Origin of the sequence: Streptomyces sp. Root1304 (genome assembly GCF_001426405.1) — a bacterium.
In the GTDB taxonomy this organism is placed as follows: Bacteria; Actinomycetota; Actinomycetes; order Streptomycetales; family Streptomycetaceae; genus Streptomyces.
This window is the reverse complement of sequence record NZ_LMEP01000022.1, coordinates 592,164-616,835: the sequence shown is the minus strand read 5'-3', so window position 1 is coordinate 616,835 and position 24,672 is coordinate 592,164. Positions and strand designations below refer to the sequence as shown.

The 24,672-nt window shown below is 71.4% G+C and carries 13 protein-coding genes; 4 read left to right on the top strand and 9 right to left on the bottom strand.

The annotated features are described in order from the left end of the window. Positions 1–141 precede the first annotated feature (141 nt). Together ASD33_RS22165 and ASD33_RS22160 are read left to right on the top strand one after the other, a co-directional pair. Positions 142–687 carry an isochorismatase family cysteine hydrolase gene (locus ASD33_RS22165; protein ID WP_056563016.1) on the top strand — a complete coding sequence of 182 codons (546 nt, stop codon included), beginning with the start codon at positions 142–144 and terminating at the stop codon, positions 685–687. Positions 688–829: 142 nt separating this feature from the next. Next, positions 830–3,259 carry a SpoIIE family protein phosphatase gene (locus ASD33_RS22160; RefSeq protein WP_056563014.1) on the top strand — a complete coding sequence of 810 codons (2,430 nt, stop codon included), beginning with the start codon at positions 830–832 and terminating at the stop codon, positions 3,257–3,259. A gap of 94 nt (positions 3,260–3,353) precedes the next feature. Here ASD33_RS22160 and ASD33_RS22155 read toward each other — a convergent pair whose 3' ends face one another. The 5 genes from ASD33_RS22155 to ASD33_RS22135 all read right to left on the bottom strand — a co-directional run bounded on the left by ASD33_RS22155 (position 3,354) and on the right by ASD33_RS22135 (position 7,109). Next, positions 3,354–3,617 carry a metal-sensitive transcriptional regulator gene (locus ASD33_RS22155; RefSeq protein ID WP_056563011.1) on the bottom strand — a complete coding sequence of 88 codons (264 nt, stop codon included), beginning with the start codon at positions 3,615–3,617 and terminating at the stop codon, positions 3,354–3,356. After that, on the bottom strand, positions 3,608–4,492 hold the full coding sequence (locus ASD33_RS22150; protein WP_056563008.1) for a sulfite exporter TauE/SafE family protein: 885 nt from the start codon (positions 4,490–4,492) through the stop codon (positions 3,608–3,610). Before ASD33_RS22150 ends, ASD33_RS22155 begins: the two co-directional genes overlap by 10 nt. Next, positions 4,489–5,070, bottom strand: coding sequence for a rhodanese-like domain-containing protein (locus tag ASD33_RS22145; protein WP_056563004.1), 582 nt, complete (start codon positions 5,068–5,070; stop codon positions 4,489–4,491). Before ASD33_RS22145 ends, ASD33_RS22150 begins: the two co-directional genes overlap by 4 nt. A 240-nt stretch (positions 5,071–5,310) precedes the next feature. After that, positions 5,311–6,699 (bottom strand): MBL fold metallo-hydrolase, encoded by a 1,389-nt coding sequence (locus ASD33_RS22140; protein WP_056563261.1) that lies wholly within the window; start codon positions 6,697–6,699, stop codon positions 5,311–5,313. An 86-nt stretch (positions 6,700–6,785) separates the two neighbouring features. Further along, positions 6,786–7,109 carry a rhodanese-like domain-containing protein gene (locus ASD33_RS22135; RefSeq protein WP_056563002.1) on the bottom strand — a complete coding sequence of 108 codons (324 nt, stop codon included), beginning with the start codon at positions 7,107–7,109 and terminating at the stop codon, positions 6,786–6,788. Between the two features lie 189 nt (positions 7,110–7,298). Between ASD33_RS22135 and ASD33_RS22130 the strand changes: the two genes are divergently transcribed. Continuing rightward, on the top strand, positions 7,299–8,570 hold the full coding sequence (locus ASD33_RS22130; RefSeq protein ID WP_056563258.1) for an MFS transporter: 1,272 nt from the start codon (positions 7,299–7,301) through the stop codon (positions 8,568–8,570). 86 nt (positions 8,571–8,656) lie between these two features. On the opposite strand, the gene ASD33_RS22125 is transcribed toward ASD33_RS22130, so the two are convergent. Both ASD33_RS22125 and ASD33_RS22120 read right to left on the bottom strand, forming a co-directional pair. Beyond that, complete coding sequence (locus ASD33_RS22125) at positions 8,657–16,813, bottom strand: SpvB/TcaC N-terminal domain-containing protein (protein ID WP_242427153.1); 8,157 nt, start codon at positions 16,811–16,813, stop codon at positions 8,657–8,659. Positions 16,814–17,087: 274 nt separating this feature from the next. Beyond that, the gene (locus tag ASD33_RS22120; protein WP_056562999.1) at positions 17,088–17,948 is read right to left on the bottom strand and encodes a haloalkane dehalogenase; all 861 of its coding nucleotides are present in this window, start codon (positions 17,946–17,948) and stop codon (positions 17,088–17,090) included. Positions 17,949–18,070: 122 nt separating this feature from the next. On the opposite strand from ASD33_RS22120, the gene ASD33_RS22115 reads away from it, so the two are divergent. After that, complete coding sequence (locus tag ASD33_RS22115) at positions 18,071–18,673, top strand: hypothetical protein (RefSeq protein ID WP_056562995.1); 603 nt, start codon at positions 18,071–18,073, stop codon at positions 18,671–18,673. 38 nt (positions 18,674–18,711) lie between these two features. Here the strand turns inward: ASD33_RS22115 and ASD33_RS22110 are convergent, their stop codons facing one another. Then, positions 18,712–19,716 carry a hypothetical protein gene (locus ASD33_RS22110; RefSeq protein ID WP_056562992.1) on the bottom strand — a complete coding sequence of 335 codons (1,005 nt, stop codon included), beginning with the start codon at positions 19,714–19,716 and terminating at the stop codon, positions 18,712–18,714. Between the two features lie 8 nt (positions 19,717–19,724). After that, the gene (locus ASD33_RS22105; protein ID WP_056562989.1) at positions 19,725–24,548 is read right to left on the bottom strand and encodes a DUF6531 domain-containing protein; all 4,824 of its coding nucleotides are present in this window, start codon (positions 24,546–24,548) and stop codon (positions 19,725–19,727) included. Between the last annotated feature and the right edge of the window lie 124 nt (positions 24,549–24,672).

The window sequence follows — 24,672 nt, the reverse complement described above, 5'->3', positions numbered from 1 at the left end:
AGGGGCGCGGCACCATGCGCGGGGGCAGGAGCCCGGAGGGGCGGCCGGCGGCCGGGGGCGGTCGCCGTCCTGCGCGCGGAACGGCCGTGACCGGGCGAGACTGGGACGCACGGCAGGGGGCGAGAGAAGGCGGCGGACTTCATGCCCCGGACGGCGCTCATCGTGATCGACATGCTCAACGCCTACGAGCACGAGGACGCCGAGACATTGGTGCCGTCCGTCCGTGAGGCGCTGCCCGGGATCACCACGCTGCTCCGGCGTGCCCGTGCCTGCGAGTCGCCCGTCGTCTACGTGAACGACAACTTCGGAGAGTGGCGGTCCCACCATGGGGAGATCCTGCAAGCCGCCCTCTCGGGGCGCCACAGGGACCTGGTGGAACCGGTCGCTCCCGACGGGAACTCGCTCTTCGTGGTCAAGGCCCGGCACTCGATCTTCTTCGAAACCCCGCTGGCGTACCTGCTGGATCAGCTGGGGATCGAGCGCCTGGTGCTGTGCGGTCAAGTGACCGAGCAGTGCGTGCTGTACTCGGCCCTGGACGCCCACATCCGGCACTTCGAGGTCGTGGTGGCGACCGACGCAGTGGCCCACATCGACGCCGAGCTGGCTGAGGCGGCGTTGCGGATGATGAGCCGCAACATGTCCGCGACGATCCATGAGGTGGACGCCATCGTCTTCGACGCCCGGTAGGCGGGTGCGGGGTGCGGGGTGCGGGGTGCGGGGTGCGGGACCGGCCCCGGCCGTCGGCCCGGCCCGCTGCCGCGTCGCCGTGGCCAGGTGATCGCCGAGGGTGAGCGGGCCCCACCCAGCCGAGCCGTGACATGCTCGATTCATGGAGGGCGATTTCGTACTTCCCGGCGACGGTCCGAGCGCGGCACCCGAGGTGCTGGCGTTGGCGAAGATCGTGTCCAGGCTGCGTGCCGAGGTCGTGGACCTGGAGAAGCTGTCCTCCGTGACGGCCGTCGTGGAAAGAGCCAGGGGCGTGGTGATGGCCCGGGAGGACGTGACGCCGGACGCCGCCCACCAGCTGTTGCTCGACCGGGCCGCGGAGCGCGGACGCACCCTCCTGGAGGAATGCTGGATCACCCTGGGCCGGACGGGCGCGCGCCCGGTGACGCCACCGTCGCGGACCGTCCCCCGTACGGCTCCGGCAGGGGCGCGCGAGCCGGCCCCGGGGCTTGGCGACGCACGCCGCCGCGCCGCCACCGACGGTGCCCGGCCGGCGGAGCACCACGCGCTGCTCGCGGCCCTGGCGCGAGACCTGGCCGACGCCCGGACCCCGGGCGAGATCGCGCAACGGCTCCGGGCCGTCCTCTCGGACGCCGAGGACATCGAGGGCGTCATGGTCTACACCGTGGCCACTGCCGGGAGCCTGAAACTGATCGGGCACGCCGGCATCGGTGACGCCATGGCCGAGCAGTGGAACCACATCCCTCCGCTGAGCGGTATCGCGGCGATGGAGGCCATCGCGACCCGGCGGGCGGTGTGGCTGGAGGATCTGGAGTCCGACGCCACCCGCTACCTGCTGATCGGCGACCCGCCCGAGCGGTGGCCCTCGCGCGCCTGGATCCCCGTACCCGGCAACGGAGCGGTCAAGGCGGTCGTCGGACTGCTCCGCAACCGCCCGGGGGCCTTCGGTACCGGTACCCGGGCCCTGCTCAGGCGAGCGGTCAGGCTCTGCGGGGGCCCCCTGCAAGCAGACCGGGGCCCTCGGGACGACGAACCGTTCCCCGCGGACGTCGCGGCGGTCCAGACGATCTTCGACGCCCTGTCCGGCCCGGCGGTCCTGCTGACCCCGCTGCGTTCGCGGACGGGCGAGGTGGAGGACTTCCGGATCGACGCGGCCGCGCCGCAGTCGCTGGATCTGGCCGGTCGCCGCGGCAAGCAGCTGGTCGGCCGACGGGTGCTGGAGACCTACCCCACGATCGCCGGCACCGCGCTCTGGGCCGGCTACCTCGACACGCTGACCACGGGGGAGGTCTACGAGGGCGAACCGTTCGTCCATGAGGAAGTGACCGCCGGTGTTCCGCAGCGGTCGGTGTACTCGGTCCGGGCGTCCGGACTCGGCGGGCGCCTGGTCGTGTCCTGGATCCGCCACGACACGACGGAACGGGAGGCCCGCCGACTGGACGACCTGCAGCGGCTGGGCAACCTGGGCTGGGCGAACTGGAACCTCATGACGGACACGATCACCTGGTCCGACCAGGTGTACACGATCTTCGACCGGGACCCCGCTCAGGGGCCCGTGCGCCTGGAGGAACTGCCTCGGCACCTCCTGGCGGAGGACCTCCCACAGCTGGGGGAGGCGGTCCAGCGGCTCCTGGGCGGCGGTGTGGCCATCGACCAGTACTTCCGTATCGCCACGCGGCACGGCGTGAGACACCTGCGGATCGTCGCGGAGGCACAACGGGACGCGGACGGAACCCCGCTGGAGGTGCACGGCTTCTTCCAGGACCTGACCGCGCAGCGAGCCGCCGAACTGGCCCTGCGGGAGAGCGAACGTGCCAACCTCGTCCAACGAGGGGTACTGAAAGCGGAGCGCGCCCTCGGTGCCCGGCTGCAGGACACCCTGCTGCCGATTCCGGAGCAGTCGATCGAACTGGCCGGACTGCGCGTCGATGTGGCCTACGTTCCCGTCGACAGTGGACTGAACGTCGGAGGCGACTGGTACTCCGCCATCGAACTCCCCGACAAGAGCGCGTTGTTCGTCGTCGGAGACGTCGCCGGCCACGGTCTGGCGGCGGTGGGCACCATGGCGATGCTGCGCTTCACGGCCAAGGGCATGACGGTCACGGGCTCACCCCTGCCGGACGTGCTCGGCCGTCTCAACACCCTTCTGCTCCACACGGCTTCGGGCACCGCCAGTTCCACCGCCACCGTGGTCATGGCGCGCTATCAGCCCTGGGACCACCGTCTGACCTGGGTTCGGGCGGGCCACCTCCCGCCGTTGCTGATCCGTGACGGTGCGGCGACCTTCGTACCGCAGCCCGAGGGCGTCCTCCTCGGCGCGGCGTTCGAGTGCACGTACGGTCAGGACGTGATCGACCTGCTGCCCGGTGACCGACTGCTCTTCTACACGGACGGCCTGGTCGAGGAGCCCGGCGAGGACATCGAGGCCGGGCTCGCCCACCTCGCCACCACCGCCGGCCGGCTCGCGCGGCACGATCGCACCGGCACACTCGCCAAGGCCCTGGCCGACCTGCGGCCCGGTAACCGTGACGACATCTGCGTCGTGGAGATCCACGTCCCCGACGCACCGTGATCCATGCCGGCGGGTTCCCACGTCGTGGGCGAACGGGCACGCCGCCGGCCGTGCCCCTGAGCGGATGCCGCAGCCGGCGAACCGTCGTCGGCCCTCAGGCGAGGGCGAGGAAGAGTTTCTCCAGCTCGTCCTGCGTCATGGGCGGGTTCTCGGCACCGTCGGCGAGGCACTGGCGCATCCCGCTCGCCACGATCTTGAATCCGGCCCGGTCCAGGGCCTTGGAGACGGCTGCGAGCTGGGTGACGACCTGCTCGCACTCCCCGCCGGACTCGACCATCGCGATCACGGCGGCCAGCTGTCCCTGCGCCCGCTTGAGACGGTTCAGGACCGGCTTCATCGCTTCTTCGTTCACCTGCACCGGAACTCTCCTCCTCGATCCCCACCGGATACCCCCTGAGAGCGCTTCCGCAGCCGGGCGGCGAGCGCGATGATCGCCCCGGCGCCGAGGACGGCCCAGGTGGCGGGGGCGGTCCAGACGGCGGGGTCGAGCTGCTGGGCGAGGACGAAGACGCCCATGACGACGACGAACCAGCCGAACGCCTTGCGCAGCGCGTCCTGCGGGATGCGTCCGGCGAGACGGGCGCCGACGAGGCTGCCGGCCACCGCCGCCACGGTCACGATCAGGGCGATGTTCCAGTCGATGGTGACGCCGGAGAGGTGTCCGGCGAGTCCGGCGAAGGACTTCATCGCGATGACCAGGAGCGAGGTGCCGACCGCGATGCCCATCGGCAGTCCGCCGAGGATCGCGAGGGCGGGCACGACGAGGAACCCGCCGCCGGAGCCGACCAGGCCGGTCACGGCGCCGACGACCAGGCCCTCGACCGCGATGTGCTTGAGCGGCAGGTCGCTGTGCGCGGGCCGGGCCTTCTTCGCCCCGTCACGCGGCTTGCGGAGCATCGCGAAGGCTGTGGCGAGCATCATCAGCGCGAACGAGACCAGCAGGACGGTGCCGGGGACGTACTCGGCCAGTCGTCCGCCGCCGTAGGCGCCGGCCATGCTGAAGGCGCCGAAGAGCAGCCCGGTCCTCCACCGCACCCGGTGGGCCCGCGCGTGGGGGACGAGGGCGGCGAGACTGGTGACGCCGACGACGAACAGCGAGGTGGCGATGGCCTCCTTGGTGTCCTGTCCGGCGAGGTAGACCAGGATCGGGACGGTGAGGATGGAGCCGCCGCCGCCGAGGACGCCGAGGCTGACGCCGATGAGGAGGGAGGCCGCCACGACGAGGGCGGTCATGACCCGCTCCGCAGCTCCGAGACGACGGTGCGGATGTCGATGCGCGGGCCCCGGTTGTAGGGAAGCTTGGAGAGCAGCACGCCCATGGCGCAGGAGTTGCTGAGGGCGGCGTAGGTCAGACCGGCACCGACCGCCGTACCGACCAGGTGCATGCCCGGGACCAGGACGCCGACCAGGCCGGTGGCCAGGACGACCGAGCCGGCGACCAGGCGGACCTGGCGCTCCATGTCCCACCGCTCGGGGCCGCGCTTCACGGGCGCGCCCGTCGCCTCCCAGGCGTTCATGCCGCCCTCCAGGACGCGCAGGTTCGGCAGACCGGCCTCGGTCAGGGCCTGCTCGGCCTCCTTCGCCCGCTGCCCGGAACGGCAGATGAGGACGACGTCCTCATCGAGGTGGGAGCGCAGCTCCGCGCGGTGTTCGCGCAGGGTGCTCAGCGGCACGTTGTACGAGCCGGGGATGTGGGCGGTACGGAACTCGGCGGGCGTACGCACGTCGAGCAGGCGTGGCGCACGGCCTTCCTCTCCGAGGCGGCGCAGGACGGCGGGGGTGACGGACTGGACGGTGCGCTTGGCGCTCATGCGTGACTCCGAGGAAAATATACCCAGGGGGGTATATGGAAGGGTGTGAGGGGCCCCTGCGGCAGGCCCCGGACCGTGGTCTGCCCGGGGTGCGTACGGGGCCGTCGCGGGCGGGGCGGTGCGGGCCCGGCCCGCGACGGGGCGGCGGAGCGGGGGCAGTGCGGCCCCGGCTCCGCCGTGGGCCGGCGGTGCGCGGCGGGAGGATCCCGTACCGGCGACCGACCGGCGGTTCGCGGGTGGTCAGGCCTTGGAGGGTTCCGAGGCGAGGGCCCAGGCGGCCCAGCCGCCGAGGATGTCGGAGACGTCCTCGACGCCGCGGTGGCGCAGGAGGCTGGCGGCGATGGAGGAGCGGTGGCCGCCCGCGCAGTGCAGGACCAGCGGCCGTCCGGCGGGGAGTTCACCGGCCCGGGCGGGCAGTTCGCTCAGCGGGATGTGCAGGGCCTCGGGGATGAAGCCGTTGGCCTCGCGCTCGCCGCAGGTGCGCACGTCCACCACGAGCGGCGGGTTCTCCCCGGCCAGGGCGGCCTTCAGCTGCGCGGCGGTGAGGCGGCTGGCCGGGGTGACCTCGTCGGCCAGCACGCGAAGTGCGTCCTCGGGGTTGCGGACGTAGCCCACGACACGGTCGAAGCCGATCCGGGCCAGGCGGGTGACGACCTCCTCCTCCCGGTTCTGCGCGGCCATGACCACCAGTTCGTCGGCCGGGTCCAGGACCGTTCCCGCCTGCTCGGCGAACCGGCCGTCGGCCGGCACGTTCACCGCGCCGGACAGGTGCCCGGCCGCGAACTCCTGGGGGTCGCGGGCGTCGACGACGACCGCTCCGCCGGCGCGCAGTCCGGTGAACTCGGTGAGCGTCAGCGGCCGGGCCGCGACGGTCGCGTCGTACAGGGTGCGGTCCTTGCGGTTGAGGTCGGCGTCGTAGGCGAAGTACCCCGGAGCGGTGGACTGCCCCGCCGCGACCAGGGCCACGAACTCCTCCCGGCTCATCGGGGCGCAGGCGTAGTTGGTCGCCCGCTGCTCGCCGATCGTGGAGGACTTCTCCGTGGACAGGTTCTTGCCGCAGGCCGAGCCGGCGCCGTGCGCGGGGAAGACGCGGACCTCGTCCGGCAGGCCCATCAGCTTGTTCTGGACGCTGTCGTGGAGCATGGCGCCCAGTTCCTCGGCGGTCACACCGACGGAGGCCAGCAGGTCGGGGCGGCCGACGTCACCGATGAAGAGGGCGTCGCCGGTCAGTACGCCGTACGGGACGGCGTCGTCGGCGTGCTCGTACACGAGGACGCTGATCGACTCCGGGGTGTGCCCGGGGGTCTCCATGATCTGCAGAGTGACGTCACCGAGCGAGATCCGCTCGCCCTCGGCGAGGTGCCGGATCGGGTACTCCGTCTCGGCGCGCGAGCCGTAACCGATCCAGGCGCCCGTCTCGGCCGCCATCTCCAGGTGTCCGGCGACGAAGTCCGCGTGGAAGTGGGTGTTGATCACGCCGACGACGGTGAGGCCCCGGGCGCGGGCGTCGGCGAGGTACTCGGAGACGTCCCGGCGCGGGTCGACGACGACCGCCCGGCCGGTGTTCTCGTCGGCGATCATGTACGACGCCTGGGACAGGCAGTCGAGGTAGTACTGGGCGAAGAACACGGCGAACCTTTCGACGGAGAAAGCGGGCGCGGAGCGGGAGCCCCGCGAGACGGGAAGCAGTGCGGTGACGGCGGCCGGCCGGCCGTTCAGGCGGCCCGGACGCCCGAGCCGCGTACGACCGGGCGGCCGGTGCGGGCCCACCCGGAGGTGCCGCCCGCGACCGAGACCGCGTGGAAACCCACGGCCTCCAGGTGCTCGGCGGCCCAGGCGCTGCGGTTGCCGCTCGCGCAGATGACGTAGACGGGCCGGTCGGCGGGCAGCGCGGCGAGGTGGCTTCCCAGTTCGGAGAGGGGCGCGGTGCGGACGCCCGGCACGTGGCCCGCCGCGTATTCGTCCGGCTCCCGGACATCGATGGTGAAGGCGCCCCGAGCCAGCTCGGCGGCGAAGACGTCCAGATCCACTTCTCGCATGGAAGGCCAACCTTTCGAATACCCCCCGGGGTACTTACGTCATCGACTCTAGGCAGGGCCGCGAAGGGAAGTCAAATACCCCCCTGGGTATCCCATGTCACAGGGGAAACCCTTCGCGAGGAACAGGAATCCTATACCCCTAGGGGTATGGTGATCTGCGGATACGGGAACGGACGGAACGGTGACAAGATGACGCGAACGAACACGAGGCCGCGGCCCGCGCCCGCCCCCGTGCGGTTGGGGCTCCGGGAGAACCGGGCGCAGTTCGCGCTGCTCGTCCTCGTCACGGCGGCGGTCGGGGCGCTCGTCGGTCTGGAGCGGACGACGGTCCCTCTGATCGGCACCGAGGTGTTCGGGCTCGCCGGGAACCTGGCCGTGTTCTCGTTCATCGTCGCCTTCGGCCTCGCCAAGGCGCTCACGAACCTGGCCGCCGGCGTGCTCACCGCCCGCTTCCGGCGCAGACAGCTCCTGCTCGCGGGCTGGCTGATCGGCGCACCCGTGCCGTTCGTCCTCGCCTGGGCGCCGTCGTGGTGGTGGATCGTGGCCGCGAACGTCCTGCTCGGCGTCAACCAGGGGCTGACCTGGTCGATGACCGTCAACATGAAGATCGACCTCGTGGGGCCCGCCCGCCGGGGGCTCGCCACCGGCCTCAACGAGGCCGCCGGCTACGTCTCGGTCGGCGCCACCGCCCTGCTCACCGGCTATCTCGCCACCCACTACGGGCTGCGCCCCGCCCCCGAGCTCATCGGGGTGGTCTTCCTCGCCGCAGGTCTCGGACTGTCGCTCCTGGCCAAGGACACCGCCGCCCACCTGGCCCTCGAACTCTCCCGGCACCCGGCGCACCCCGGCGGCGAGAACGACAGGCCGTCCTTCAAGGAGACCTTCGCCCGTACGTCATGGCGCGACCGGTCCCTGCGCGGGGCCAGTCAGGCGGGCCTGGTCAACAACCTCAACGACGGCCTGACCTGGGGCGTCTTTCCGCTCCTCTTCGCCGACCACGGCCTCGGCATCGCCGCGATCGGCCTGATCAAGGGGCTCTACCCGCTCCTGTGGGGCATCGGCCAGATCCCGGCGGGGCATCTCGCCGACCGGGTCGGCCGCAAGCCGCTCGTCGTGACGGGCATGCTGGTCCAGGCGGCGGCGCTCCTCCTCGCGCTCGTCCTCCTCGACCGCCCCTTCCTCGCCGGAGTCCTCTCCGCCGTCGGCCTGGGCCTCGGCACCGCACTGGTCTACCCGGCGCTCATCGCCGCCGTCTCCGACCACGCCCACCCCTCCTGGCGGGCCCACGCCCTCGGCGCGTACCGCTTCTGGCGCGACATCGGCTACGCCGCCGGCGCCCTGACGGCGGGCCTCCTCGCCGACGCGCTGGGCCTGAACGCCACGGTCCTCGCCGCCGCCGTCCTCACCGCGGCCTCGGGCCTCCTGGCCGCCCGCTGGATGACCGGCCGTCCCGGGCGCTGAGCGACTCATGCGGAGCGGCGCCGGAGAGCCGGAGGGGCGGCCGGGAATCCCGGCCGCCCCTCCGTTCGCCTCGCGCCCGCCTCCGGCTACTTCGGCTTGTCCCGGATCATCCCGGCGTTCTTCAGGGCCTCGTACTTGCTCATGATCTCCGCGTGGAGGTCCTCGGGGGTCAGACCCCTGTCGCCGAACTTCTGGTACAGGCCGACACCGAACGCGATGGCGGCCATGTCGGCCTTGTAGAGCGTCTGGTTCTCCTTCAGGTCGACCAGGCCCGCGCCGGTCTGCAGCAGCCCGTGACTGAACCCGGCCGCCGTGCCCACGAAGCCGTAGTGGACGTTGGACCAGAAGTCGTCCCGGATCTGGCCGTCGGTACCGGGGATGTCGGTCCAGCCCCACACCTGGCCGGTCATCCCCTGGATCTCGTCCTTGTGGTCCCACGGGCCGCCGGTCTTGACGAGTTCCTTCCATGCCAGCAGCGCCGCCGCCTTGTCGGCGTAGCGATTCGGCTGGTACCACTTCGTGTCCGTGTTGTTGGTGTTGATGGCGTTCATCTTCTGCACCGGGCCGGAGCGGGAGTTGATCGACATCTCTCGGGCCATGAAGACGGTGAGCTGGTTGTAGGCCGCTTCGGGCGCCCGTCCCGTCGGGTCGACCAGCTTGACGGGGTTGTGGTGCGCGTACGTGTACGCGGCGAGGTTGCGGGGTTCGGCGATCCCGCCCGCGAGTTCGGTGTCGAGGTACTCCGGCAGGGCAGGGTCCGCGCTCGCCCACAGCTGGGTGCGCGGGTTGTAGTAGCGGGCGCCGTGGTAGTTGAGACCCGTCTCGCCGTCGAGTTCCTTGCCTGTGAACCGGTACGGCGTGTCCGTCTCCCCGGCCCGTTCCTCCACCCAGGTCTCCCCGGACGCGAAGTACTCCAGGTGCTCGGTCACCGCCCCCGTGCCGTCCGTGACGTACCCGGACGAGCCGAGGTGGTCGGTGTGGAAGAACGACTGGGCGTTCTCGACCCCGTCCGCCACGGTCTTGGTGGTCAGGCGGGTGTCGCCGATGAAGACGTGCTTGTAGCCGGTGCCGTCCCGCTCGCTGTAGTTCCGGTTGGGGTACAGCGAGAGGCTCTCGCCCTTCTTGACCACCCGCTCACCCGTCGCGTCGTACACATAGGACACGGTGGCGTCCGCGCAGCCCGCGGGGCCCTGTTCGACCGTCGAGGCGGTGGTGTCCTGGTTGCAGGCGAGGCGGTTCTCCTCGTCCCACACGTACTGCCGGCGCTTGCCCGCCGCGGCGGTGTTCACCGTGGCGGTGAGGTTGCCGTCGGCGTCGTAGGCGTTCGTGACCGGGCCGACCCGGCTCGGCGCGTGCGGCTTGTCACCGCCGTAGGCGTAGGCGTAGTCGTACGTGGTCCTGTCCTGCACCTCGGGCGGGTTCGACGGGTCGTCGACCGGCTCGATCGGGCCGGGGGAGCCGGTGCCGACCGGGAAGGCGGGGACGCCGCCGGTGATCTCGTGGCGCTGGGACTTGCCCGTGATGTTGTTCACGGAGTCGTATCCCAGGGTCAGGTCGTACGTGTTGACCTGATTGTTCTTGTCCGTGTACTGCCCGGACGCCGACGTCAGCCGGTTCAGGTCGTCGTAGCCGTACGTCTGGGAGCTCGGACCGCCGATCTCCGCGTTCCGCGGCGCGGAGTTCGCCAGCGACGTGACGTTGCCCGCGGCGTCGTAGGTGTAGCCCACGTCCTGGAACGTCGACGCGTCGGGCGCGGCGGACTTCAGCGTCGCCATCCTGCGGTCCTCGGCGTCGTAGGTGTAGGTCGTGCGCACCCCGTTGCCGGTCTCCTGGAGGGTCTTCTGGCCGAACTTGTCGTAGTCCAGCCGCTCCAGGTAGGTGTAGTCGGTGCCGCCCTTGGCGCCGGTCGCCCGCGCGACCTGGCCACCGGAGTCGTAGGCGTAGGTGAGCACCTCGCCGTCGGGGTAGGTCAGCTGGAGCACACGGTTGAAGCTGTCGTAGCGCCACGCGGTCGTGTACGTGCGGGGCGCGCCGGCGACGGCGCTGATCACGCGCGTCTCCCGGGTCAGCTCGCCCAGCGGCCCGTAGCCGCGGGTGGTCGTCCCGGCCGCGTCCCGGACCTCGGTGATCCGCGACGCGGCGTTCTCCGCCGCGCCGGGGGCGCCGTAGGAGTACGTGACGTCGTTGGCCGGGAACCTCGGGTACCGGACGGCCTTCAGCCGGGAGTAGTCGTACTCGTACTCGATGGTCCCGCCCGTGGCCCGCAGGTTCGCGGTGGTCTTCGACGTGATGTTGCCGGCGAGGTCGTAGCGCGTCTCGGTCCGGCCCGCGTCCGGGCTGTCGAACACCGTGCGCCGCCCGAGGCCGTCGTAGGACGCGCGGGTGACGTTGTTCTTGTCGTCGGTGACCGTCGTGATCCGGCCGAGCGGGTCGTTCGTGTAGCTGGTCCAGACGGCCGTCCGGCCGGCGAACTCCTTCACCGCCTCGGTCGTGCCGCGGACGCCGGTGTAGACGCGGCGCTGTTTGCCGTTGGCGTTGGTCGCCGTCTTCTCGAATCGTGTCGCACCCGCCCGGTCGGGCCCGAATCCGTACGCGTCGGCCGTGCTGGTCCCGTCGGGCCGCAGCGTCCTGACCGACCGGTCCAGGACGTCGAACGACTCCTTCGTCGGGGCCACCGGGTCGAACGCGGTGTTGAACGTCGTGTTCGCCTCGCCCTTGGGCTCGGTCACCGGGTAGTACTTCTCCGTCGTGCGGCCGAGGAAGTCGAACGTCAGCCGCCCGGACACCGTCATCACCGGCGACGCGTCGACCGACGCGTCCTTCTTGGTCTGCAGCACCCGCTTCAGACCGTCGACGAACGTGACGGTGTCGATGGTGTCCGCCCGCGGGCCGCCGGCGTCCCGGTCGAGGTGCTTCGTCGTGGCGTACGGGACCGGCGCCTCGGGGTGGTAGTCGAGGTCGACCGTGACCCGGTCGCCGCCCGCCTCGTACGGGCCGGTGACCGTGTCCAGCCGGCCGACGCTGTCGTACGACATGGTCAGCGGCCGGCCGTTCTGGTCGGTGCTCCGCTCCGGCAGGCCGTACTTCAGGTTGTGCGTCGTGGTCGACCGGTACCCGAAGCTGTCCACCACGGACTCGATGTGCACGCCGACGACGGTGTCGTAGCCGTACTCCAGCTTGTACCGCTGGCCGGACCCGTTCGGCGGACGCGTCACCGACCGCAGGGTCCCGTCCGGGTGGTACTCCAGGTCCGTGACCGCGATGTCGGTGGGCGTCGCGTACTCCCGGATCTGCCGCAGCGCCCCGGTCGCGCAGTCCACGGTGGCCTCACGGTGCCGCAGCCCGGTGTCCGTCGCGGTCGCGCGCTCGGACACGGACCTGGCCAGGCCGACCAGGTGGCGGTCCCGGCACGCCGGGTCCGACGCGGTGTACGCGAAGTCGGTCCGGACGTCGTCCCCGACGCCGTCGTCCCCGGAGTCGAAGGATTCCGTCAGGTTGCCGTAGTCGTCGTAGGTCAGCTCGGTGTGCGTGGTCTTCGCGGGGTCCGGCGCGCCCTCGTAGAACTTCCTGTCCACCCGGACCGGCTGGGGGAACACCGACGCGGTGGTGCTCGCCGGATCGGCCGTCGTACCGGTGGCGATGTCGTGGAGCCGGTAGGTGTGGACGGTCTCGGTGAACGGGCGGCCCGCGCCGTCGGTGGTGAGCGTGCGGGCGAGCAGGCCCCGGGTGTACGGGCTGTCGGTCCTGTACTCGTCGGCCACCGACCGGTAGACGGCCTGGTCCGCACCGGGATCGCGGACCTCCGAGACGACCTTGCCGAAGCCGCGGAACTCGCGCTCCAGCCGGTCGTACGCGCCGTTCTCGTACCGGTAGGTCGTGAGCTGCTCGTCGGCCCCGTCGCCGGTCCGGCCGTCGAACACGGTGGTGCGGGACAGGACCCAGCGGCTCTCGGGCATGGCCGGGGTGTTGCCGGTGCGGGTGTAGTCCAGGTCGATCCGGGCGCCCATCGGGCGCGACACCGAGCGCAGGAGGTTGGTGCGCCCGGTCTTGTTGGCGGCGACCAGCATCTCGTTGTCGCGGGTCGACCTGATGTGGTCGGCGAGTCCGTCGCCGTCGACGTCGCGCAGGATGGTCTCGGCCCGGCTGATGCCGGTGGAGGCGCTGGCGCCGGGGTTGAAGACGAAGATGCCGACGGGGGTGGGCAGGCCGACGGTGAAGTAGACGCCCGCGCCGAGACTGGCGTTCTTGTCGACGGCGATCTCGGGGAAGCTGCCGCGGAAGGGGGTGGGCGCGGTGAAGCCGGTGCCGGTGTTGACAGCGACCTTGATCGAGTTGGGCCCGTCGGTGAACACCCGGTCGGTGAGGCCGTCGCCGTTGACGTCCAGCATGCTCGCGTTGGTGAACGAGGTCCCCAGCTCGGCGGAGACGCCGCCCGCGAAGCCGTAGCGGTCGACGTTGAACCCGAGGTTGACGCCGACGTTGCGGGTGGACGCGTCGTTGATCGGTCCGGCTGCCCAGGGTTCGCGGGCGGCGAAGGAGTAGCCGAGGTTCAACTGGGCGTCGCCGTTGTCGAACACCTTGTCGGGCAGCCCGTCCCCGTTGATGTCGAGCAGTTCGACGCGGGTGTCGGACTCGCCGCCGCCGAGGCTGCCGCCGATGCCCAGCGACGGCTGGACCGAGCCGGTGGTGGCGGTGTTGGCGCTGGTGCCCGCGTCGGGCGCGGCCATGCCCAGGGCGCTGGCGATGGTGGCGGTCTCGCCGCCCGCGGAGAGCGACACGTTGCCGGAGACGTTGTCCGCCTCGCGGACGTTGCCGCCGAGGGTGCCGCGCGTGGCGCCGAGCGCGCCGGTCATGTCGGAGAACTGGATCTCCTTGGCGCCGACGACGTCGGGATAGCCGTCGCCGTTGAGGTCGAGGTAGTCCACCGAACCCGCGGTGAGCCCGCCGACCACCGTGCCGCCGAACGGGCCCGCCGCGAGGGTGGCCGACACCTGGCCGGTGACACCGCGGCGCATCACCGCCCGGTCGCCCGCCACATCGGCGTCTGTGACGATGTCGATGGTGTCCGCGCCGAGGCGGGAACTCGTCGCCATCGCGGCGGTGACCCAGGAGGACTCGTCCTGGGCGGCCCAGCCGCCCTTGGCGGGAACGGGGGCGAACACCGCGAGGCGCGGCATGGTGAGCCGGGGGTTCGCGGCGAAGGGCGCGACGTCCGCTTCCTTGGGTTCCTTGGGAAGCGCGTCCTTGAAGCTCTGGTCCAGCGTGAGTTCGGCCTGCTTGAGCGGTTGGGTGGCGCGGTCGCGGTTGCCCTGGTAGCCGATGACACCCCAGCCGCGGTAGGGCTGGGCGAAGGCGCCCTGCCCGACGGAACCGTGCATGGCGCTGGGTGCCGGGGTGAAGGTCGGCCAGGCCGAGGTCACGTCGTAGGTGACCGACGCGGACTGCCCGGTGAGCATGCTGAGGAGTCCGGGCTCCGCCGTGGAGTAGTCGATGTATAGCTCGTCCCCGGCGGTGACCGGCACGGTCAGGTCGAGGTTCTGGCCACCGAAGTAGGTGTCCTTGGCCTGGAAGATCCGTTTGCCCACCAGCTGCCCGCCGCGCTTCTTCACCGTGAACGCGATCTTGGCGTCACCGAGGAGCCCGAAGTTGAGGGAGATCTTCGGCCGCACCTTCAACTGGCCGGTCCTGGTGGCCTTGTAGGACTGCTGCGGTGCGGTGAGGGTGTCGGCCGGGTACATGGTCATGTCGTACGGCGGGGTGATCACCAGCGTGGGCTCGCCGGCGGCGTCGACCACCGACTCGACCCCCTGGGCGGCCGTGTAGTGCGCCTTCGGCGCCCAGCTCACCGCCGAGGGGTCGATCGGGGAGTCGGTCTTCAGCTTCCACGACATCTTCTCGAACGTGCTGACCGGAATGCTCAGGTCGATCGAGGTGGTGCCGGTCGACGCGGCGGGCAGGACCTTGCGGAACACCTCCGTGCCGGGGTGGACGCCGTTGCCCTTCTCGATCACGACGGTCACGTCGTCCGAGGTCGCCTCGGTCTTGACCACGTCACCGGTCAGCCGCAGCGTGCCGTTCACCGGCACGGTCACCAAGGACGGCCTGCCGCCGAAGGTGAAGTCGGCAGACGCGCGGAACACGGTGTCCGCCAAGCCGTTCGCGTCCGTGCCGGCCGGCAGGTCGGTGTAGGTGATCTCCGGGTCCCAGGCGACGGTGTCGTACTTGCCGTCCAGGATGGACTGGGTGCGGAAGTAGAGCGCGTCGCCCTTCTTCACCGGAACCGACGCCACATTGCCCGGGGTGAACTCGGTGTGGTCGTCCGGGCCGATCCGCTGCGCCCAGAGTTCGGTGTCCTTGTGCTGGATGGTGACCCGCACGCCGTCGGCCTTGGTGTAGGCCGCCCGCGCCGGGGAGGGGTCCTGGGCCAGCTGTACGCGGCCGGCCACGCGGACGTTGCCGTCGAACGGCGCGACCCAGCGGCGCACCGTGTCGAGCAGCGGTGAGTTGTCGACCTGCCGGTTGAACTGCGTTGTCTGGTCACCGACGATCTCGCCGGTCACCGCGCCGCCCCCGATCGGCACCGGGGTGCGGGTGGAGTCCGCACTGTAGGCGGGCTGACCGTTCGCGTCCAGGTAGCCGAACAGCACGCCGCCGTTGTTCACCAGGTCGGTCATGCCGTCGCCGTTGACGTCGCTGAAGAACCGGTCCGAGGTGGTCGTGGTGCCCACGAAGTCCAGCTGGGCCGAGGTGGTGAGGACGTACGACTCGATGCCGATGGTGCCGGACAGTGTGCGCTCGGTCGAGATCCCGGGGAGGCCGGTGAGCTTGACCGGCGTGTCGCCGAACTTCGGCTCACCCCCGGGCCCGGCCAGGTTGGGCCGGTAGAACACGTCGTTGTTCTTGCGGAACACCTTGTCCGGCAGGTTGTCGCCGTTCACATCGGTCAGCGTCGACAGGCCGTCGGACTGGCCCGCGCTGAACCCGACCTTCAGCCCGACGGAACCCTCCTTGGTCGGCAGCCCCTGCACGTTGTAGCCCGCGAACAGGTGCGCGCCGAAGCCGGCCGACGTGTTCGCGGAGATCGCGCTGGCCTCGCCCTCGCGGATGTTCACCCCGAGGTCGTCGTCCGGAACCGACCAACCCGCGGCGGTGGCGAAGACGTTGTAGTTGCCGGACTGGTCGCGCACGTCGTCGAAGTAGTCGAACGTGTGGGTGTTGAACAGCTCGTTGGTCTCGCTGAACTGGGACACCGAGGTGAGCAGCGTCTTGGCGAACGCGCCGGTCCGGTAGTTCAGTTCGTAGGCGCGGATCAGCTGGTCGTCCAGCTTGACCTCGACGCGCCGCAGCAGGTCGGCGGTGACCTTCTTGAACCCGTACCTGGCGTCGATCCGCACGTCCGCCCGGCGGGGCTCGCCGCGCTCGCGGTCCCGGACGAACGTCACCGAGTACCTGCCGTCGGTGTCGCCGCGGCCGGTGTAGGTGATCTTCTGCGGGTAGAGGTCGCTGTTCGGCACCGTGGACCCCGCCGTGCCGCCGTCGGTCACCTTGGCGTACCGGTAGCGCAGGACGTTGTCGTTGCCGTCGCGGACCTCCCGCGCCGCCCAGGTCGCGAGGCGACCCGCGCCGTCGGCGAGCGTGGTGTCGGCGGTGCCGCCGAAGAGCGTGCGGACACCCTGCTTGTCGGTCACCTCCCACCAGTAGTTCGTGGGGCTGTCGCCGTGGCGCACGATCCGGTCGAACCGGCCCTCGACCCGGGAGTGGAACACCTTCTCCGCGGTGCGTGCCTGCAGCTTGCTCCGGTGCGTCACCGGCGTCAGCTGGGCGCCGTTGAGCAGGTAGGTCTCGGTCTCCAGTCCGGCGTCGTAGCGCGGCACCCCCCAGCGGGTGTCGACCGTGACCACCGGGGTGCTGACGTCCCACCCGACGCCGAGCCAGCCGTTCGTCCCGGAGGAGTTGTAGGTGACGGCCAGCTTCGGCTCCAGGCCGGCGCGGCCCTTCGGCACCTCCAGCGGGTACGACAACCGCGCGTCACCGCTGTTGTTCGCCGAGGGCGCTTCGATCAGGTTCACCCCCGAGCCGGGATCGGCCGCCTTGATGTCCTTGATCCGGTTCGGGTCGAACGAGGTGCCCTCCGGATGCTCGGGGGCCTGCACCGCCGAGTCGGCACCCGACTGCGGTCCCGCGGTCGTGGCCCACTCCGGCGGCATCACCCCCAGCGCCGGTAACGTGATGACCAGGGTCACCAGCAAGCTCCTGGCACGCGCACGGGCAGACGCGAGGACGATCATGCCCCCGACCCCCTCTGGAGACTGAACTCGACCTGAAACACGGCACTTTCCGTGGAATCGCGGCCGGTAGACCCACCCCTGGCGACCGCGCATTGAACGTACACGTTCAAAAAGATCGCGGGCAAGGTGATCGGACTCACGCCCTGCGGGCGGTTCGATCGTCCTCGCGTCCCGCGAGAGCGGTCGGCCGAGGGCGTGAGGTGGTGCCCCGGGGCGTGAGGGTGGTGGCTCAGGGGAATCGTGCGGTGATCGCCTCCGCGATCCGATCCGGTGCGTCCTCCTGGACGAAGTGGCCCGCCCGGCGGAGTTCGACGACGTTCAGTTCGGTGAAGGAGGAGCGGATCCGCGGGATGCACGCCTTCGGCCGGAACACCATGTCCCGCATGCCCCAGACCGCCAGGGCCGGTTTGTCGCCGAGGCGGGCGGGGACCTCGCGGGCGAGTTCCTCCAGCAGGGGGCGTGCGGCGCGGATCTCCCCGGGTGTGACCGCGAGGCCGCGTCGGGCTTCCTTCGTGGGCTGCACGCCGCGGTAGTGGTCGGCCTCGGCCGCGGTCAGGGCGGGACCGGTGGAGCCGAGCAGGAACCGCTCCACGAGGAGGTTCTGTTCGAGGATGCGCCGTTGCATGGGGCGGGTGCTCATGATCGCGCTGAACGCCCGGTTCGCCAGCGGTTCGATCGGCCAGAACGCCGTGTTGCCCAGCACGATGCCCCGGACGCGGTCCGCCCGCGCGGTCGCCGCACCGAGGCCGATCGGGCCGCCCCAGTCCTGTCCCATCAGGACGAACCCGTCGAGGCGCAGATGGTCCATCAGTTCACCCATGACCGCCGTGTGTTCCGCGACCGTGTAGCCGAAGCCGGCCGGACGCTCGGACAGGCCGAAGCCGAGGTGGTCGACGGCGATGCAGCGGTACCGGTCGCGCAGGCCCCTCACGAGGTGGCGGTAGAGGAAGCTCCAGGTGGGGGAGCCGTGGCAGAAGACGATCGGCGGTCCCGACCCCTCGTCGATGTAGTGGACCCGGCCCGCGGACGAGTCGAACCACCGTGAGGCGAAGGGGTACAGGCCCGGATCGGGAACGAAGTCGATCATCATGCGGTGCTCTCCTTCGGGTCCGTGCGGCGCGCCCACCGGCCCGGCCCGACGGTGCCACTACAGGTGTAGAGCCTCGATGGGCCGAGACTCTACACCTGTAGCATCGAGAGGTGTCTCCGAATGTGCTGAGTGGCAGTGAGCGGCGGGAGGCGATTGCCGACAGCGGGATTCGTGTCATCGCCCGCGACGGTGTTCGCGCCCTGACCCATCGGGCCGTCGACCGCGAGGCGGGGATCCCGCAGGGGTCGACGTCGTATCACGCGAAGACACGGCTCGCGCTCGTGGAGCTCATCGTCGACGCGCTCGCCGCCCGTTCGAAGGCCGACGCCGAGGAACTCGCCGCCTCCCTGGGCGCGGCGGCGAAGGACGGGAAGCGGCTCGCCGTCGACGAGCTCGCCACGATGATCGCGGGGCTCGTCGAGACGCTCGCGCTCCGGCGCCACGACATGAGGGCCCGGTACGCCCTCATCCTCGAACTCGATGACGCGCCACACCTTCGGGCGAAGCTGACGTCGGCGTCCGAGGTCCACGCCGTCACCCGGCGGGTGACGGCCTCGGCCCTCATCCGGGCGGGACTCCCCTCCTCGGACGCGCACGTCGAGGAGTTGATCGCCCTCACGGACTCGCTGGTGTTCTACCGGACCGCCATCGACGAGACCGCCTCGCTCCGGACGATCCTGGCCGCCTACCTCCACGGCACCGTGCGGGCCCAGCCCGATCACTGACCCCTACGGGGAGGAGTGCAGGCACGACCGCGTCGCGGTCAGACGGTCCGCCAGCGCTGGATCGTGTCCTCGGCGAAGGTGAGCCAGGTGCCGTCGCCCAGGGGCAGGGTCCGGGACGTCACCGCCGCGCCCGGGGGATACGTGATCTCCGCGCGGGGGCGCAGATCGGTGGCGTCCAGGAGGAGATGGCGGCACTCCTCCTCCCAGGGATCCTCGCCTGCCGCCGTCAGGACCCGTTCCCCGTCGAGGAAGCCCGGTCGCCCCATGAAGACGAGATCGTCCGCGAGGACCTCGGCCGCCTTCGCCACCGTGCGGGGACGGTCGGGTGCGTCGTAGCGGGTGAGCTGTTCCCCGGCGACGGCGAGCGTCAGGAAGGCGCCGGAGGGGAGGGTGTCGCCGGTGAACGGCTCGTCGAAGCCGCCGACCCGGGTGAGGGCCAGGCGCTCCCGCCCGGCGGCGACCAGCAGGGAGTACGCCTCCTCCTGCCCCTGCGCCGCGTTGAGGAGGACCTCCCGGGCGGCGGCCGGACCGAGGGGCTGCTGGAACTCGTACGTCCCCCAGCGCGTCGGGAGTTCCGTCGACGCCAGGACCGCGCCGGTGACGAGGTCCAGGTTCAGGAGCACCTCGGTCGGGTCGGTGTCGAGGGCCGGCCGGACGACCGCGAGCAGTGCCGTGCCGGACGGGTCCGGGGCGCAGGCGCCGTGCGTGCCGCTCGGCCACGCGGGGTGCGGGAACGTCCACCGCACGCTTCCGTCCGCCTCGTGGAGGGCGACGGAGCCGCCGCCGCTCACCGCGAGACCGCCGCCGGGCACCGGGCTGACGTACACGCGCTCCGTGCCGGGCAGCGGCCAGTCGTACCGGGCCTCGAAGACCCTGCCCGGATCCCCGGAGACCCGGCCGGCCCCGACCCGCTCACCGTCGCGCGCCACGACCCAGTGGGACCCGTCCCTGACGAGCAGCGAGTCGAGCCGGCCGAGCGCCGAGCCGAGGCCCGGCAGCTCCTCGGTGGCGGTGAGCTCGGCTCGGACGGCTTCGTACTCCATGGTGGTTCCTACTTCTTCCTGAGGTAGTTGTCGGGCCAGTAGAACTTTAGATAGGTGCCGTTGGGCTCGTAGAGCGCCACGATCCGCCCGCCGCCCGCGGCCGCCCGGATGATCGGCGGGCAGACGTCCGGACAGACGGGCCGGGAGGCGGCGCCGTGCGTCGGCAGCCAGCTCTCCCCGCCGTTGGCGTCGTTCCTCCTGTTGAGGAAGTGGAGGATGTTCTGTTCGGCGTGTCCGCCCCGCTCGCCCGGCGGGGGTTTGGGCAGGTACTCGTCCGACGGGATCGGGATGAGGCCCATCTCCTCCGCCAGCTTCATCTGGGCCTTGGTCAGCGGCACCCTGCTCGTTCCCGCCACGAACGTGCGGGGCCCCTTCGGTGTGATCGCGTGGATGACCGCGACGGTCTGGTAGCGCCGTTTGTCCTCCGGGAAGACGTGCGCGATCTTCGTCGCCATGTCCTGGAGGGCCTGGAGGCAGGGTGCGAGACCCAGCGGGTCGGCCTCCGTGAGCGGGTCGGCGATGTAGCCCGCGGGGTTCGGCGCGGGATCGAGACCCAGGGGGTCCGGGGTGAGGTAGCGGCCGGCCTCCGGGTCGTAGTGCCGGAAGTAGTTGTAGTGGAGACCGGTCTCCGGGTCCGCGTACTGGCCGGGGAAGCGGAGTGGCGTATAGGCGTCGGCGTCCTGGTTCCAGCTGGTGACGCCCCAGTGGGTGGCACGGCTGCGCCAGGCGATGCGGCCGGTCTCGTCGACGAGTTCGGTGGGCGTGCCGATGAGGTCGGTCACGACGGCGAAGAAACGGGAGTCGAACTCGGCCTGATCGACGGCGGATTGCCCGGCGTCGGCGTCGGCCTCGGCACCGTCCCCGGCTCCGGCGTCGGCTTCGGCTCCGCCCCCGGCCTCGCCCCCCACCGTCCCCCGGTGCTCCAGCTGCGCCAGCGGCCGGTGCCCGTCGTGCTCCCAGGTCAGGGTGGTGGCGCCGACGCTGTCCGTCTGTTCCGCCAGGCGCGCGTCGTCCCAGGTGAACACCGTCCGCTCGACGACCGTGCCGTCCGGACCGTGCCGCCGCTTCGCCGTCCGGCGGCCGAACGCGTCGTACAGGTACGTCCACAGCACGCCGTCGGGCGTCGTGCAGGACACGAGCCGGTCCTCGGCGTCCCAGGTGTAGCGCCACACCTCCGGCTTGCGGGAGAGCCGCTTCCTGCGCCGCTCGACGACCCGGCCCGCCGCGTCGTGGACGTAGCTCGTCGACCCGGCGGAGCGGAGCGCGGTCCCCTCGAAACCGCGCGGGCCCCGGGACTCGGGATGCGGGGCCCGGTCCGGCCACCGGGCGTCGGTCTGGTTGCCCTCGATGTCGTACGCGTACGTCTCGGTCCAGCCGGGGGCCTCGATCCGCGAGGCGCGGCCCGCCGCGTCGCGTGCGAAGGTGCGGGTCTGCCCCGTGAGGAGGTCCGTGACGGAGCGCACCCGGTCGTCGGGCCGGTAGTCGTACGCGCGGGAGCGCAGCACACGGCCCGGCACGGCCAGCGTCTGCTCCCTGATCCTGCCCGCGCCGTCCCACTCGGTGGAGAGGGCCAGCGGAGCGTCGAGCGGTCCGAGGGAGCGGTGCACCTCCCGGCCGAGGGGATCGTGGGTGAAGCGCAGGGTGTGGCCGCCGAGGTCGAGCGCGGAGCGGTTCCCGTCCGCGTCGTACGTCAGCGTGGTGGTCACCCCGCTCGGGGTGACCCGGCCGGTGCGCCGCCCGAGCGCGTCGTGGCGGAAGCGCGTGGTGCGGCCGTCGACGGTCTCGGCGGTGACCCGGCCCCGGTCGTCCCGTTCGACGGTGAGAGTCGAGTGCGGTGACGCGGCCGAGGTCAGCCGCCCCATGACGTCGTACGTGAGGCGGGTGACGGTGCCGTCCGCCTCCTTGGCGACCAGCATGCCGTCGTCGTCGAAGCGGTGGGTGACGGTCTGTCCGAGGGCGTTGGTCCGTGCGCTCCAGCGGCCCGCCGCGTCGTACGCGTACGCGATCGTCCGGCCGTCGAAGTCGGACTCCGAGACGACACGGCCGACCGAGTCGTAGGCGTAACTCCAGCTGCGCCCGGCCGCGTTGAGGACCCGGGTGAGCCGCAGTTCGGTGTCGTAGCCGAACTCGTGGCGGGCGCCGTCCGGCGTGGTCCTGGCCGAGGGGAGGTCGAAGTGCGTGTACTCGTGGAGGGTGCGGGCCCCGGAGGCGTCGACCTCGGCGAGGCAGTTGCCCTCGCCGTCGTACTCCCAGGTGTGGGTGCTGCCGTCGGGGGCGGTCCGCCGCGCCGGCAGGCCCTCGACGGTCCATTCGAGGGTGGTGACGGCCCCGCCGGCGTCGGCGGTGACGGGGCGGCCGAACGCGTCCCGGGTGAAGGTGACGGTGTTCCCCGCCTGGTCGGCCTGCAGGAGCGGCAGCCCCGCGCGGTCCGGTACGAACGTCTCCGTGCGGCCGTCGACGTCGGTGACGGAGAGCAGGGCGCCGTGCCCGTCGTAGGTGAAGCGGACCTCCGCGCCGTCCGGGCCCACCAGCGACAGCTGGTTGCCGCGCTCGTCGTACGTCCTCGTCCAACGCGCCCCGTTCGGCGCGGTGGTGGCGACCGGCATGCCGTGCGCGTCGTACTCGGCCGTGGTCACCGCGCCGCCCGGGGTCGTCACGGCCGTGAGGTGCCCGTGCTCGTCCCAGGTCCAGGTCGCCGTCCTGCCGTGGGTGTCCGTGCGGCTCAGGAGCCGGTCGTACCGGTCCCAGTCCTGGCTGACGGTGTTGCCCAGCGGGTCGGTCTCGGCGACTGTCTGCAGCCGCTCGTTGAGCCGGTAGACCGTGGTGGCGCCCGTGGAGTCGGTGTAGCGGGTGGTCCGTCGCGCGGTGTCGTAGGCGAAGGCGGAGGAGAGGTGGCCGTCGGGGCCGACGGTCTCGACGACCCGGCCCTCCCCGTCGTACACGTAGCGGAACGTCGAGCCGTTGCGGTCGATCCACGAAGTCACGCGGTCGGCGTGGTCGTACGTGAAACGCAGCGGCAGCCCCGAGGAGTTGACGACCGAGCCGAGGTTCCCTGACGTCTCGTACCCGTAGGTCATGACGTCCACCGGCCCCCGCGGGGTGTTCACCGCCAGGGCGACGACCCGGTCGTTCTCGGTGGTGAGCCGGACCAGATAGCCGCCGCTGTGCGAGACGGCGGTGGGGGAGCCGTCCGAACGGCGGGCGAACGTCACGGAGTTGTCGTTGCGGTCGGTGATCCCGGTCAGCCAGTACGCCGTCGACGTCCGGAACGGGCTGCCCGTGAACGAGCGGGTGAGTCCGGTGCCGGGCTCCGTGACCGTGTACGTGGTCAGATCCTCGTACGTGCCTCCGTGCGCCAGCGGGACCCGCGGGCCCTCGACCGGCAGGACGGGCTCGCCGTCCGGCTGCGGGAGGCGCGGATAGACCAGCAGGGAGCCGTCCTCGCGCGCCCAGACGGCGCCGCCGCCCACCGGGTCGGGCTCGATGCGCTCGTCGAGGGTGGAGGCCCAACTCCGCCCGAACCACTGCCCGTAGCGGTAGTCGGAGAGGTGGGTGCGCTCCAGGGCGAGGGGCAGGGTGCCCGGCAGCGACAGGTCCGTCTGCGGCAGCGTCATGACACCGGTCGCCACGTCGACCGGGTCGTTCTTGCAGGTCTTCTTGTCCAGCGGGACGCTGTTGCGGCGGGGGTCGTCCTTGGCGTCCCGCAGCGGTTCGGGGCGGGAGCGGAGCGGGCCGTCGGAGCGCGTGGGGCCGCGGCCGTCCTTGCCGGGGCCGTTCCCCTTCCGCTGGTCGTCGCCGTCGCCCTTCCGCTGTCGGGCGAAGCGGTCGCGGAGGTCGTCGTCGGTGTTCTTGTGGTCGACGGAGATCTGCTTGACGACCTTGGGCAGCGTCTTGCCGACGTGGTCGCCCATGTTCTTGGCGGCCTTCGTGAGCGCGGCGAGGGCCTTGTCGGCGACCGGGTCGATGGCATCGGCGATGGAGTCCCGGCCCCGGGTGCGGCCGTGCGCGGTCTTCGCCTTCGTGAGCTTGCCCGCCGTCTTGCCATGGATGCCCACGCTGACGGAGTTGAGCTGGGTGGAGGCGTGATCGTGTTCCTGGTGCTCGATGTGCAGGTTCTTCAGGCCGCTGCCCTTCGAACCGCCGCCCCCGCCACCGGCCGAGGCCAGATTCAGGGACTCCTTGCCGGACTCCACCCCGCCCTTGAAGCCCTCGGTGCCCGCCTCCTTCGTCCGGTCGAGGTCCACCCCGTCCTGGAGGCCGATCGCCACGGCCCCCAGCTGTACGACGAGGTCGGCCGCCATGCCCTCCAGGGCCGCCACGGCCGGCTCGGTCAGCGCGGCCACGACGTAGCCGACGGCCTCCTCCACGCACTCCTTGATCAGCCGCTTGATCACCTCCTGCGTGGCCCGCATGGCGCCCGCGCCGATCAGCGCGGACAGACCGCCCGTCACCGGGATGAGGGAGATGGCGATGCCCGCCTCGGAGGCGAGGTAGCCGAGCTGGACGAGCGCGGCCAGCTTCATGGCCTCGATCGCGGCGGCCGCCGTGTCCAGGGCGGTCGCGACCGTGCGGGCCGCACCGGCGATGTCCTTGATGTGCTTGGTCTTGATCTTCGCCCAGTGCTCGTCGAGGGCGTCCATCGCCTCGCCCTGACCCGAGGAGAGCAGCCGCTCGAAGTGGTTGTTCGCGAGCTGCCCGTCGTCCTCCAGGTCCTCGGCGAACTCTCTGAGGGCGTCCGCCATGTCCCGGTAGGCGTCCTCGTCGACGTTCGGCCACGCGACCCCGATCAGATCCAGGAGCGTGTCGGCCCAGCCGGGCACCGTGACTGCCATCTCGTGATCCCCCGTCCATGCGGACATTCCGCTGTCGTTCGATCGTTCGACCGAACTGTCCTACCACAGCGGCTTCTTGAGTCTCCATCAGCTAGGACGGAGGCGCGGGCACGCATGGTTCCGG